Source organism: Sorangium sp. So ce296 (assembly GCF_051529605.1).
GTDB classification, from domain to species: domain Bacteria; phylum Myxococcota_A; class Polyangia; order Polyangiales; family Polyangiaceae; genus Sorangium; species Sorangium cellulosum_D.
On record NZ_CP150325.1, the window covers coordinates 13,468,004 to 13,481,588 of the forward strand.

Sequence of the window (13,585 nt, forward strand, 5' to 3'; positions counted from 1 at the left end):
ATCCTGATACTTATTGTGTTACAGGACAATGACTTCCTGGTAACGATTCTCACAGAACGCTGACGCTGGCGGCTCGAGCGAGGCGCTGCCCGGAGGGCGGGCGGACGCCGGGGAGCTCGGGGCGCAGGGGGAAGCGACCTTTCTTGGCCGAAGGAGGCGCCTGATGCTTGTTCATCGCTTGAGCCAGCTGTCCCGAGCCGATCTTTCCACCGCGGGCGGCAAGGGAGCCAACCTGGGTGAGCTGCTCCGGCTCGGGCTCGCGGTACCGCCCGGGTTCGTGGTGAGCGCGGGCGCGTATGCCGAGCAGGCGCGCGCGTGGGGGCTCGCCGAGCGCCTCGCGGCGCACCTCGGCGCGAGCCGCTGGGAGGACGCGGCCTCGGCGGCGGCGGAGCTCTTCGAGGGGGGCGCGATGCTGCCCGGGATCGAGGGCGCGGTCCGCGACGCCTACCGCGAGCTCGGCGCGCCGCCGGTCGCGGTGCGCTCCTCGGCGACGGCGGAGGACCTCGCCGACGCCTCGTTCGCGGGCCAGCACGAGACGTACCTCGACGTGGTCGGCGAGGACGCGCTGATCGTCGCGCTGCGGCGGTGCTGGGCGTCCCTCTGGAGCCCGCGGGCCCTCGCCTACCGGGCGGCGCGCGGCGTCGATCACCTGGGCGTCCACATCGCCGTCGTGGTGCAGCGGATGGTGCCGGCCGAGTTCGCCGGCGTCCTGTTCACCGTCGACCCGGTGGCCCAGCGCGCCGACCGCATGCTCCTGGAGGTCGCCCCGGGCCTCGGCGAGGCCGTGGTCTCCGGCCACACGACCGGCGACGTGTACCGCCTGCGGCGCGCGCCGTTCGGTGGCGCCGCGGCGATCGACGCGGGCAAGCCCAACGGGGCCGCGGCGAGCGGCGCGGGCAAGCCCAACGGGGCCGCGGCGAACGGCGCGGGCAAGCCCAACGGGGCCGCGGCGAACGGCGCGGGCAAGCCCAACGGGGCCGCGCGCCCCGGGGCGGACGACCTCGCGATCGAGGACCGCGACCGCCGGGAGGCCGGCCGCCCCGCGCCGAGCGACGATCTGGTGATCGAGCTGGGCCGCCTCGGGCTCCGCCTCGAGGCCCACTTCGGCTGCCCGCAGGACGTGGAGTTCGCCATCGCCGGGGGCTCCCTGCACCTGCTCCAGTCGCGCCCCATCACCACGCTCGGCAACGCCGAGATCGAGCCCCTCCCCCCTCTCCCGCAGCTCACCCGTCTGCAGCGGAGGATGCTCGAGGCCAACGACAACGACCGGTTCCCCGTCGCGCCGAAGCCGCTCGATCAATGGGGCTTCCGGATGACGCTGCCAGCGCTCGTGCGCATGGTGCGCTTCCTCGGGCTCGACGTGGACGAGGACGAGGAGCGCGCGTGGGTCGACCAGCTGTGGCGCCCGATCTTCATCCCGCCGCGGGTGCGGCCCACCCTCCGGCTGCTCCGGCTGCCGCGGAAGGTCGCGGCCAGCCTGCGCTACGACGCGATGGCGTGGTGGGAAGGCGACGGGCTCAAGCGCCTCCTCGAAGCGTGCGCGCCGGTCGATCTCCGCGCGCTGGACGACGCCGCGCTCCTCCGCCGCGCCGACCGGATCGCGGAGACCACGACCGCGGTCCTGGGCGAGCGGTTCGAGCGGAGCGCCAGCCAGCTGGCCGCGGTCGCCCTCCGCGTTCCGGTCACCCTCGCCGTGGGGCCGAAGCGGGCGGGGACCGTCATGAGCGACCTCGTCTCGGGCGTGCACACCCGGACGTCCGACGTGAACCTCGCGCTCTTCCACCTCGCGCGCCGGGCGGCGAGCGCCGGTCCGGAGGTCGCCGGCGCGATCCGCGAGGGGCGCCCGGACGCGCTGCGCGCCTCGGAGGCCGGCCGGGCAACGCTGGCCGAGGTCGAGGCGTTCCTGGAGGAGCACGGGCACCGGGAGAGCGCGGGGCTCTACCTCTCGGCGCCGACGTGGCGCCAGGATCCCGCGCCCGTGTGGGGGCTCCTCCGCGGCCTGCTCGACGCCACCGAGCCGCCGTCCGAGCAGGCCGGGCTCGCGCGCTACCAGGCGGCGCTCGAGGAGGTCACCCGCGCGCTGCGCTTCGCGCCGGGCCTGGCCGACGCGTTCCGCCGCAACGTCGAGCGGCTGCGGGGCGCGATCACCTTCCGGGAGCGCACGCACTTCGATCTGGTGCGCTCGTACTCCGCGCTCCAGGCGATCGTGGCCGAGATCGCGCGGCGCCTCGTCGAGCGCGGGCACCTGCCGAGCCCCGACGACGTCTTCTACCTGACGGAAGCCGAGGTCCGGGCGTGGCTCACGGGGGAGGCGCCGCCGCTCGACGAGGTGAAGCGGCTCGTGCAGCGGCGGCGCGCCACGTACGGGGTGGTCAACGCGCGGTGGCAGCGGACAGCGTTCGAGATGGGCGGGGGAGGCGCCCCGGGCGACGAGCTCCGCGGCGTCGGGGCGTCGTCCGGGGTGGTCCGCGGCAAGGCGCGCATCGTGCGCGACGCGCGCGAGTTCGAGCGGGTGAAGGCGGGCGAGATCCTGGTCTGCCGCTACACGAACCCCGCGTGGACGCCGCTCTTCACCCTCGCGGCGGGCGTCGTGACCGACACCGGCGGCGCGGTCTCCCACGCGGCCATCGTCGCGCGCGAGTACGGGATCCCGGCGGTGCTGGGGGCCGCCGGGGCGACCGAGCGCATCGCGGACGGCCAGGAGATCCTCGTGGACGGGACGGAGGGCCGGGTGACGCTCCTCCGCCAGGCCGGCCGTCAGGGCGAAGCGGACGAGCGCGGCCGTGGCTGAGGCCTCGTCGCGCCTGCCGGTGCGGCTGCTCGCCGCCATCGCGCTGTCGGCGGCGCTCGCGCCGCTCAACTCGACGATGGTCGCCGTGGCGCTGCCGGAGATGGCGCGGACGCTCCGCGCCGACTCCGGCGCGCTCCGGCAGGCGCTCGTGACGAGCTACCTGCTCTCGGGCATCGTCCTGCAGAGCCCCGGCGGGAAGCTCGGCGATCGCCTCGGCCACCGGCGCGCGCTCGGGCTGGGCCAGCTCGTGCTCTCGGTGGGGGCGGCGCTCGCCTATCTCTGGCCGGTGGTCCCGGCGCTCGCGACGGCGCGCGTCCTGATGGCCGCGGGCGGCGCGATCGTGGTCCCGAGCGCGACGGCCCTGCTCCGCACGGAGCTGCCGCCCGAGGTGCGCGGGCGCGCCTTCGGCGCCTTCGGGGCGGTGATGGGGGTGGCGGCGGGCACCGGGCCGACGATCGGGGCGCTGCTCGTGGGGTCGTTCGGGTGGACGTCGATCTTCCTCGCGAACGTCCCGGTGCTGCTCCTCTCCGCCGCGCTCGCGCACGTCGGCGCGCCGCGGCGCCCCGCGGCCGCGGCGCCGGCCGCGCCGCGAGCGCGCTTCGACATCGTGGGCTCGGCGCTGCTGGGCGGGTCGCTCGTCGGGCTCGCCCTCGGCCTGGAGGCCGCCCACCTCCGCTGGGCCGCGGCGCTCGGCGCGCTCGGCCTCGTGCCCTTCGTGCTCTGGGAGCGGCGCGCCGCGGATCCCGTCGTCGACTTCTCGCTGTTCCGGCGGCGCGCGTTCGTCGGCGGCAGCCTGATCATCGCGCTCCAGAACTTCGCCATGTACGCGACGATGTTCGAGCTGCCGCAGGTGGCGGGGCGGCTGTTCCACGTCGGCCCGCGCGACGTGGGCACGACGCTGATGGCCATGATGGGGACGATGGTGGTCGTCTCGCCCTTCGCGGGGCGCGGCTCCGACCGCTTCGGGCCGCGCGCGGTGGCGCTCGCCGGCTGCTCGCTCGCCCTGGCCGGCATGGTCCTGCTCGCGGCGCGGCCCTTGAGCGCGCTCTCGGACGCGATCCCCGCGCTCGTGATGCTCGGCGCCGGCATGGGCCTGACGTCCGCGCCGTCGCAGTCCGCGGCGATGAGCGATGTCCCGCGGGAGAAGAGCGGCATGGCCGCGGGCCTCACCGCGACGATGCGCTACGTCGGGGGCATCGCCGGCCTCACCGTGCTCGGCCTCGTGCTCACCGACCGCCCGGCGGGCGACGTGGTGATGCGCGAGCACACGATGGCCACGTCGATCTTCGGCGCGGCGCTGCTCCTGACGCTCGGCTGCGCCTTGCTCCTCCCCGGCCGCGCCGCCGCGCCGGCGGCAGCCGCGGGATCCCGGTAGATCGGCCTGCCTCGTGAGGGAGCGGCGCGCCGCGCGAGCGGGGGCCCCTGGGGCCGGCGCGCCGCGTTCGTGGTAGGGAGCGCGGATGCACCGCCGCCCTCGCCACGCCGCCACCTGCGCCGCCCTCGCCGCCCTCCTCAGCAGCTGCAGCGCCACGCCCGACGCCGCCGCGCCGGCGGGCGGCGGGCAGCGCGACGCCGCGAGCGGCGCGCAGGCCGCGAGCGGCGCGCAGGCCGCGAGCGGCGCGCAGGCCGCGAGCGGCGCGCAGGCCGCCCACGCGGATCACGCCCCGCCGCAGGACCCGCAAGGCGCGGGGCACGCGGGCGACGGCCCTGGGCACGGCCATCACGCGGGCCATGGCCCTGGGCACGGCCACGGCCCTGGGCCGCTCGTGCACCGCTTCGAGCGGGCCGAGGACTGGGTGCCCGCGTTCGAGGGACCCGAGCGCGACGCCTGGCAGAAGCCGGCGGAGGTCGTCGCCGCCATGCGGATCGCCCCGGGCATGCGGGTCGCGGATCTCGGGGCAGGCACGGGCTACTTCCTGCCCCACCTCTCCCGCGCGGTCGGGCCGGCCGGCGCGGTCGTGGGCCTGGACATCGAGCAGGACATGGTCCGCTACATGACGGAGCGCGCCGCGCGCGAGCGCCTCGCCAACGTCACCGCGCGGCAGGTCCGCCCCGACGATCCCGGGCTCGAGGCCGGCTCGGTCGACCGCATCCTCGTGGTCGACACTTGGCATCACATCCCGGATCGCCCCGCCTACGCGGCGAAGCTGAAGGCCGCGCTCCGCCCGGACGGCGCCGTGGTCGTCGTCGACTTCACCGAGGCCGCGAGCCACGGCCCCCCGAAGGACCACCGCATCCCCGCCGAGACCGTCGCCGCCGAGCTCCGCGCCGGGGGCCTGTCGCCCGAGATCGTCGCGGAGGACCTGCCCGAGCAGTACATCGTCGTGGGCCGGCGCGCCGGCGCGGCGCGCTGACGCGGGCAGCGGCATCGACGCCCTGCCGGCGAGGACAAGAGAATTTTAACGCAAAGGCGCAAAGGGCGCAAAGACGCAAAGAAGATTTAAAATTGTTTTTTTGCGCCTTTGCGCCTTTGGTCCCGGTAGGGACGGCCCGTGCTGACCTACCTTCGGTCAACCCGGACCGCCCCCCGGACAGAGCCCGGCGAGCGGATTTCCCGCACCGGGCTCCCACCTCGGGTCGACGGACTGGCTCGCGGTAGAGCCGGCCAGGGATGATGGATGCGGGGCTGCGGGAGAGGGAACCGCTGCTCGAACCCCCTTCGTTGCTGCCGGGACCAGTGCGCGCGCTGGCTCCTCCGCTGAAGCTGGCGGTGCCAGCTTGCGCGCACGCGCTCCCGAAACTGCTGCAGCGCCGGGTAGTTGGTGGGCACCCCGTAGTACCGGAAGTGCCCTTCGAGCACGCTGGAGAGCCATGCGTGCTGGGCTCGCACGGGCTCATGCCGACGCTCGCGCATCTCTTCGCGCAGGCTCGCCAGCTTCGCGTTCCGTTTCTTCCGCGAGGTACGACGCTTCAGCTGGAACTCGCCTCGCCGACTCACGCCGGCGATGTGCGTGAACCCCAGGAAGTCGAACGTCTCGGGGCGTGTGCGCCCGTCGCGCTCGGCGTCCTGCCGGGCGAATCTCCCGAACCGAATCACCCGGGTCTTCTCCGGGTGCAGCTCCAGGCCGAACTTCGCGAGACGAGAGGCCAGGGCCTCCCGCATCGCGCGCGCGTCCTGCTCGTACTGGAAGGTCACCGCGAAATCGTCGGCGTAGCGCACGATGTACACCTCACCGCGCGCATGCCGCTTCCTCCACTGGTTGGCCCACAGATCGAACGCGTAGTGAAGGTAGACGTTCGCAAGCAGCGGGCTGATGACCCCTCCCTGCGGCGTCCCTTCCTTCACCTCGCGCAGCTCGCCTTCCTCCATGACGCCCGCGTGCAGCCACTTCATCAGCAGCCGCACCATGCGCCTGTCCCCGATCCGGTGCTCGAGGAACTTCTGCATCCACCCGTGATCGATGGTGTCGTAGAACGATCGGATGTCTGCATCGAGCACCCAGCTCGTCTTCCGGCTGATGGCCTCAGCGAGCGCGTTCAGGGCGTCGTGCGGCCCCCGGCCGGGCCGGAAGCCATACGAGAACCCCACGAACGCCTGCTCGTAGATCGGCTCCAGCACCATCCGCACCGCCTGCTGGACGAGCTTGTCCTCCAGCGCTGGGATGCCGAGCGGTCGCGTACGCCCATCGCCCTTCGGGATGTGCACGCGCCGCACCGGCTGCGGGTGGTAGCTGCCGCGATGGACGCGATCTTGAAGGTCGAGCAGCCGAGCGTCGAGGTGCTCGCCGTACTCTTCCCATGTGACCCCGTCCACGCCGGGCGCCGCCCGCTTGCGCAGGCGCTCGTACGCCTCCTTCAGCAGCGGCGCCTTGATCGCGCTCAGCAGGTTGTCGAACCGCTCCCCTTTCTTCTCCTTCGCTCGCTGTCCGATCCGCACCACTTGCGTGGGCGCGCCTTGCCGGTCCTGAGCCCGGGGCGCGTTTCGTGCTGCGGATTTCCCCTCGGCCGTGGGCCGTCCCTCCACCGACTCGACGGGCGTTACCCGCGTCTTCGTCAGCTTCTCCGGTACCATGCCCCCGTCCGACTCCTCGAAGTACGGCACCACGGAGTGCGGCGTTGTGCCTTCCCGTGGCTGTCCGCTGCCCACCACCGGCGACGCGGCTCCTTCGAGGTCTCCCGGTTCCCGTGCATGAGGCGTGTGTGCGCGTGCCGAACTCTTCGACCCCGGAGGGGATGGGCGGCCCAGGTCCACTTTGTTCGGGTCTCCACCGTGGCCTTCCACGAAAGACGAGCGTGTCGGCCCCCTCGAAATTTCAACGTTTCGGGGCTCTATCGCCCGGCCCGCGCACTCGTCCCCCTACGCTTCGCCTCGCAGGTCGCCCCACGCTGCGCAAGGGTTGGCCTTCCCGGGGGTGGACTCCTCCCGGGGCAGGACTTGCTCGATTTGCTGGTGCTGCTCCTCGTTGCTCACCTGCTCCCTCATGCCGGTCTTGACCGGCGCATCCGCCTTTGCGTAGAACGCTCTCTCCGGATCCCTGGCCGGACTCCTTGTGGATGGAACTAGCGATAACCGGTGACGTCGGCCGGCTTGCCCGCGTCCTGGACCTCGACGAGGTACCGCCACGCGTCCGGCTGGCTGCCGTCCACATCGGTGAAGCCATACACCTTCGCGAGCTGGCCGCTCGACAAGGACTGCCCGGACCACCGGGCCACCTCCGGATCGGCCGCGAGCGCCGCCACCGCCCGGCCGACGTACGCGGGGGTCTCCGAGATCGCGAAATGGGGCTCCTTCGCGAGCGCGTCTCGCCAGCTCTCCTCGGTGACCCCGTAATGCTCCAGCATGATCTCCGAACGCAGCCAGCCGGGCGTCAGCGCGACGGCCGAGCAGCCGTGGGCCCGCAGCTCCTCGGCCTGGGCGAAGGCCATGCGGAGGACCGCGGCCTTGGCGAGGTCGTAGAAGAAGGCGACGCGGTAGTGCCCCGCATTGTAGTCGGCCGTGCCGTCCGTGATCTCGACGACCAGCCCGCCGGGCCTCTTGATGAGCAGCGGAAGGGCGCAGTGGCTCGTGATGATGTGGGTGTCGACGGCCAGCCGCAGCAGCCGCAACCCGTTGTCCAACGATTGCTCCCAGAGCGGCGTGTCCCACGCGAACAGGAGCTCGCCGCCCCAGATGTCGTTGACCAGCACGTCGAGCCGGCCGTGCTCCCGCTCGATGCGCGCGACGAGCTCGCGCACCTGCTCGCGCTCCAGGTGATCCACCTGCGCCGCGATCCCCTTGCCCCCGGCCCGGGTGACCAGCTCGGCGGTCTCCTCGATCGTCTCGGGTCGATCCATCTCCGAGCGCCGCGCGCGCGTGGTGCGGCCCGTGGCGTACACCGTCGCCCCCGCCGCGCCCAGCGCGACCGCGATCCCCCTGCCCGCCCCGCGCGTCGCGCCCGCGACGAGCGCCACCTTGCCGTGAAGTGCTCCGCTCATGCTCCGTCGTCTCCTTCTTCCTCGTTTGCCGAGGCGAGCGACCGTCGCACGACAATCCTGACACCTTGTGTCAGGTATTCCGGGGCGCCGCGACGGTCGGCGCCGCTCCACCGCGCCACGGCCTCCCGGACGCCCGGCCCCCGACATCCCACTCGACAGCTGATGACACGCGCGTCCAGCCACCCTCACGACACCCGCCCATCGGTGCCACGTTTATCCACCACGTGTTACCTCGGTCGAGCGCGCGGTGACGCTTGATGCAGCGCAGAGAAGCGCTCTACAAATAGCTCATGATAGGTATCCCCGGCTACACGCTCACGGGCCTCATCCACGAATCCGCCGCGTCGACCGTGTACCGGGGATACCGAAACGACGACCGCGCCCCCGTCGCGGTCAAGCGCCTCAGGAACGATCGCCCCGCCCCGGCCGACGTCGCGAGGCTCCGCTACGAATACGCCATCGCCAAGGAGCTCGCCCTGCCCGGCGTCGTGAAGGTCCTCGGCGTCGTGAAGATAGGGGCGAGCCTTGCGCTCATCATGGAAGACGCCGGGGGCTGCACGCTCCATGAGCTCATCGGCGCGCGCTCCCTGACCCTCCAGGACGCGCTCCGGATCGCGATCTCCGCCGCGAGCACGCTGGAATCCGTCCATCGCAGCGGCGTCGTCCACATGGACATCAAACCGCAGAACATCATGGTCGACGCGTCCACGTGGAGCGCCAAGATCATGGATTTCGGCAGCGCCACGCGCCTCTCCCAGGAGGCGCAGCGCTCGAAGAGCCCCGCCGCCTTCGAGGGCACCCTGGCGTACATGTCGCCGGAGCAGACCGGGCGGATGAACCGCGTCATCGACCTGCGCACCGATCTCTACTCTCTCGGGGTCACCCTGTACGAGATGGCAACAGGCAGGCTCCCCTTCCCGACGAAGGATCTCCTGGAGCTCGTGCACTGCCACATCGCCAGGCTCCCGCCGCCGCCGGCGCAGATCTCGCCCGACGTGCCGCGCCCGGTGTCCGACATCATCATGAAGCTCCTGGCGAAGAGCCCCGACGATCGGTACCAGAGCGCCTACGGGCTCAGGATGGATCTCGCGGCGTGCCTCGCGCAGCTCGACGCGGGGCCGCGGATCGAGCCGTTCGAGCTGGCGCGCCACGATTACGTGGACGAGCTCCGGATCCCGCAGAAGATCTACGGCCGCGAGGCCGAGCTCGCCGTCCTCGAAGGCGCGTGGCGGCGCATTCAAAAGGGCGCGCGCGAGCTCCTGCTCGTGTCCGGCCACGCCGGCATCGGCAAGTCGCTCCTCGTCGGCGAGATCCAGAAATCCGTCGCGCAGGGCAAGGGTTACGTCGTCGCCGGCAAGTTCGACCAGATCAACCGGACCGTGCCCTACGCGGCCGTGGCGCACGTCTTCCGGGAGCTCGTCCGCGCCCTCTTGACCGAGCCGGCGGAGGCGCTCGGGCTCTGGACGGAGAAGATCGCGACCGCCGTCGGGCAGAACGCGCCGCTCCTCATCGACCTCATCCCCGAGCTCGAGCTCATCCTCGGCCCTCAGCCGGGCGTCGACCCGCTCGGCCCGACCGAGGCGCAGGCGCGATTCCACCTCGCCTTCATGAAATTCTGCAGCGCCATCCCCGCCCAGGAGCACCCGCTCGTCGTCTTCCTCGACGACCTGCAATGGGCGGATCCGGCGTCGCTGAAGCTCCTCGAGCAGATCCTGACCGCGCCGGAGATCAAGCACCTGCTCGTGATCGGCGCGTACCGGCAGAACGAGGTCGACGAGAGCCACCTCTTCTCGATCACCCTCTCGGAGCTGCGCAAGGCCGGGGTGAGCGTCGCCGAGATCGACCTCGGGCCGCTCGATCTCCCCGTGGTGACGCGGCTCCTCGCCGACGCCCTCTCCTGCGATCCGGAGCGGGCCGAGCCGCTCGCGCGCCATGTCATGAGCAAGACCCACGGCAACCCGTTCTTCATGAACCAGTTCATGAAGGCGCTCCACGCCGAGGGGCTCGTCGCCTTCGACCCGGCCCGGCGCGCGTGGACGTGGGATCTGCCGCGCATCCAGGAGAGGAAGGTCACGGACAACGTCGTCGACTTCATGGCCGGCAGGCTCCGGGAGCTCGACGAGCGCGCGCAGCGCGCCCTCACGCTCGCCGCGTGCATCGGCTACCGCTTCGACCTGAAGACGCTCGCGACCGTGGCCGGCAAGCCGCGCGGCGCGGTGGCCGACGAGCTCTCGGCGGCGCTCCGCGAGGGATTGATCCTCGCCGTCGGCGCAGACTCGAGGTTCTTCGACGCGGCCGTGAGCGGCGCGATGGCCGGCGAGGCGGACGAGCCGGAGCTCTCGGTCGACGCCACCTACCGGTTCTTGCACGATCGCGTGCAGCAGGCGGCCTACCGGCTCCTCGACGACGCCCGCAAGCAGGAGGTCCACCTTCAGATCGGCCGGCTCCTGCGCGCGGAGGGCGACCCCGGAGACGCCGAGGGCAAGCTGTTCGAGATCGCGACCCACATGAACCTCGGCATGGCGCGGATCACCGCGCCGGGAGAGCGCGTCGCCCTCGCGCGCCTGAACCTCGAGGCGGGCAGGAAGGCCAAGGCCGGCGCGGCGTACGAGGCGGCCGCGAGCTACTTCGAGGCCGGGACCACGGCGCTCGGGCCGCGGCGCTGGGAGGAGCAGCACGAGCTCGCCTTCGCGCTGGCCCTCGGGCTCGCGGAGTGCCTGTGCCTGACCGGCAAGTTCGACGCCGGCGAGCGGCTGTTCGGCGAGCTCCTCGAGCGCGCGAGGACGCGGCTCGACAGCGCGCAGGTCCTCAACCTGCGCATGTCGTTCCACCTGATGCGCGGCGAGCTCTCCGACGTCGTGGCGCGCGGGCTCGAGGCCCTCGCGCTGCTCGGGGTCGACATCCCCAGGGGCGCCGAGGAGCAGGGCGCGCGGCTCGGCAGGGAGCTCGAGGCGATGCAGGCCCACCTCGCAGGCCGCCCGATCGCCGACCTCCTGCGGCTTCCCACCGCCGCCGATCCGGAGAAGCAGGCCGTCCTCCGCCTCCTCGCCGACCTGACGCAGCCCGCCTCCGCGCTCGGCCTGCCGGTCCTCGGCCCGCTCACGCTCATCATGCAGATCAACCTCGCGATCGAGCACGGCCACGCGAGCACCTCGGCGTACGCGTACGTGCTCTACGCGGTGCTCCTCATCGACGGCGTCTTCGCGCCGAGGACCACGGAGGACCGGTTCAAGGAAGCGTACGAGTTCGCCAAGGTCGGTATCGAGCTGCACGAGCGGATCCCGAGCCCGCGCATCGCGTGCATGCTGCTCACGACCTACGCGTCCATCCTCCATTTCTTCGAGCCGCTCCGGGACACGATCAAGGTCCTCGCCCGCTCCCGGCAGGCCGGCCTGGAGTCCGGAGATCTGGCGTACTCGTCCTATTGCTGCATTCACATGGTCTCGGCGAGCCTGGCGCTCGGCGACGATCTCGGCGCGGTGGCCGAGGAGATCGAGCAAGATCTCGCGCTGATGCGGCGGACCAACGACAAGCTCACGACGCTCATCCTCACGTGCGCCAAGCAGGTCGCCGCGAACCTCGCGGGGCGCACCGACGGGGCGCACACGCTGAGCGACGGCGCCTTCGACGAGGCCGCGTTCGCGAGCGCCATCTCGGTCCCGGAGCTCACCTACGTGGCCGCCTGGTACCACGTGCAGAAGATCCAGCTGGCGGTTCTCTACGGCGACCACGGGGCCGCGCGCTCGCTGATGGCCGCCGTGGAGAAGATGACCGCCGGCAGCGCCAACAACTTCTGGGCGACCGAGCTCGTCTTCTATTCGTGCCTGAGCCTCGCCGCCGCGTGCGACGGGGCGCCGGCCCCGGAGAGGGAGCGGATCGTCGCGGCGATCGCGGCGCAGCGGGAGAGGCTCGCCCGCTGGGCCGAGCGCTGCCCCAGCACCTACGGGCACAAGCACCTCCTCGTCTCGGCGGAGCTCGCGCGCGTCTCGGGCGACGACCGCCACGCCGCGGCGCTGCTCTACGACCGGGCGATCGAGGGCGCCGAGGAGGCCGGGTTCACGCGCGACCAGGCGATCGCGAGCGAGCTCGCCGCGAGGTTCTACGGGGGGAGCGGCCTCACGCGGTGCGCCCGCGCCTACATGACCGACGCGCACCACGGCTACATGCAGTGGGGGGCGACCGCCAAGGCGGACCGCCTGGCGGCCGAGGCGCCGCACCTCGTGACGAGGGTCGATCTCACGTCGGCGCCGCCCGGCATGCTGGAGCTCGCCCGGACCACGGTGCAGACCACCTCGACCACGCGGCTCAGCACCAGCGTGCTCGACGTCGAGGCGGTCATCCGGGCCGCCCAGGCCATCGCCGGCGAGGTCGTCCTCGACAGCGTGGTCCACCGGCTGCTCGACATCGCGCTCCAGAACGCCGGGGCGAAGAAGGGGGTCCTCGTCCTGGAGCGCGATCAGCAGCTGGTGATCGAGGCGATCATCACGGTGGATCCGAGCACGGCGCGGGTGGGTCACCCGGTCCCGGTCGAGGGCAGCGCCGAGGTCCCGTCGTCGATCGTGCAGTACGTCGCGCGGACGCGGCTACCGGTGGTCCTCGCCGACGCGAGCCAGGAGCCTCGCTTCGCCGCCGACGCCTACGTCGCCGCGAACGACCCGAAATCGATCCTCTGCCTGGCGATGGTGCACCAGGGGCGCACGACCGGCGTGCTCTACCTGGAGAACAGCACGGCCACCAACGTGTTCACGTCGGCCCGGCTGGAGCTCTCGAAGCTCCTCCTGGCGCAGGCGGCGACCGCGGTGGAGAACGCGGTGCTGTACGCGCACCTGCACAAGCGCACGGAGGCGCTGCACCGCGCCGAGGAGCGGCTCCGGGTCGAGTTCTCCGAGCGGGAGCGGAGCGAGCACGCCCGCGCCGAGCTCCAGGAGGAGATCATCCGCGTGCAGAACGCCCGCCTGGCGGAGCTCTCCACGCCCATCATCCCGATCACCGACCGGATCATGGTCATGCCGCTCATCGGGATGATGGACAGCCAGCGGGCGCAGCAGGTCCTGAGCACGGCGCTCCAGGGGGTCGAGTCGACCGGCGCCGAGGTCGTGATCATCGACATCACCGGCGTGAGGACGGTCGACACCGACGTCGCGAGCACCCTGATGAATACCGCCGTCGCCCTCCGGCTGCTCGGGGCGCAGGCGGTGATCACGGGCATCCGCCCCGACGTCGCCCAGACGCTGACCGCCCTGCAGATCGACCTCGGCTCGGTGGTGACGCAGGGGACGCTCCAGAGCGGCATCGCCTACGCCCTGCAGCGGGTGGGGAGCCGCGGCGCGCCCCTCGGCGCGCGCGCGCGGTGAGGAGCGGCCGGGGCGCGTGGCGCCG

6 protein-coding genes are annotated in these 13,585 nt (G+C 72.4%); 4 read left to right on the top strand and 2 right to left on the bottom strand.

What is annotated here, in order from left to right; all coding sequences use genetic code 11:
• Positions 1–163: 163 nt before the first annotated feature.
• The 3 genes from WME98_RS49705 to WME98_RS49715 all read left to right on the top strand — a co-directional run bounded on the left by WME98_RS49705 (position 164) and on the right by WME98_RS49715 (position 5,145).
• On the top strand, positions 164–2,791 hold the full coding sequence (locus WME98_RS49705; RefSeq protein ID WP_437948523.1) for a PEP/pyruvate-binding domain-containing protein: 2,628 nt from the start codon (positions 164–166) through the stop codon (positions 2,789–2,791).
• Positions 2,784–4,166 carry an MFS transporter gene (locus WME98_RS49710; RefSeq protein ID WP_437948525.1) on the top strand — a complete coding sequence of 461 codons (1,383 nt, stop codon included), beginning with the start codon at positions 2,784–2,786 and terminating at the stop codon, positions 4,164–4,166. The genes WME98_RS49705 and WME98_RS49710 overlap by 8 nt, the downstream gene beginning before the upstream one ends.
• An 85-nt stretch (positions 4,167–4,251) precedes the next feature.
• Positions 4,252–5,145 carry a class I SAM-dependent methyltransferase gene (locus WME98_RS49715; protein WP_437948527.1) on the top strand — a complete coding sequence of 298 codons (894 nt, stop codon included), beginning with the start codon at positions 4,252–4,254 and terminating at the stop codon, positions 5,143–5,145.
• Positions 5,146–5,291: 146 nt separating this feature from the next.
• On the opposite strand, the gene ltrA is transcribed toward WME98_RS49715, so the two are convergent.
• Both ltrA and WME98_RS49725 read right to left on the bottom strand, forming a co-directional pair.
• Positions 5,292–6,803: a group II intron reverse transcriptase/maturase gene (gene ltrA, locus WME98_RS49720; RefSeq protein WP_437948529.1), complete on the bottom strand. Its 1,512-nt coding sequence runs from the start codon at positions 6,801–6,803 to the stop codon at positions 5,292–5,294.
• Between the two features lie 488 nt (positions 6,804–7,291).
• On the bottom strand, positions 7,292–8,206 hold the full coding sequence (locus WME98_RS49725) for an SDR family oxidoreductase (protein ID WP_437948530.1): 915 nt from the start codon (positions 8,204–8,206) through the stop codon (positions 7,292–7,294).
• A 290-nt stretch (positions 8,207–8,496) separates the two neighbouring features.
• Here WME98_RS49725 and WME98_RS49730 point away from each other — a divergent pair, with 290 nt between their 5' ends.
• Positions 8,497–13,560: a protein kinase domain-containing protein gene (locus tag WME98_RS49730; RefSeq protein ID WP_437948531.1), complete on the top strand. Its 5,064-nt coding sequence runs from the start codon at positions 8,497–8,499 to the stop codon at positions 13,558–13,560.
• The last annotated feature ends 25 nt before the right edge of the window (positions 13,561–13,585 follow it).

Bases quoted from the DNA above. Each gene is read 5' to 3' on its own strand.
- WME98_RS49705 (WP_437948523.1), top strand. From the start codon at position 164: ATGCTTGTTCATCGCTTGAGCCAGCTGTCCCGAGCCGATCTTTCCACC.
- WME98_RS49715 (WP_437948527.1), top strand. From the start codon at position 4,252: ATGCACCGCCGCCCTCGCCACGCCGCCACCTGCGCCGCCCTCGCCGCC.
- WME98_RS49725 (WP_437948530.1), bottom strand. From the start codon at position 8,206: ATGAGCGGAGCACTTCACGGCAAGGTGGCGCTCGTCGCGGGCGCGACG.
- ltrA (WP_437948529.1), bottom strand. From the start codon at position 6,803: ATGGTACCGGAGAAGCTGACGAAGACGCGGGTAACGCCCGTCGAGTCG.
- WME98_RS49730 (WP_437948531.1), top strand. From the start codon at position 8,497: ATGATAGGTATCCCCGGCTACACGCTCACGGGCCTCATCCACGAATCC.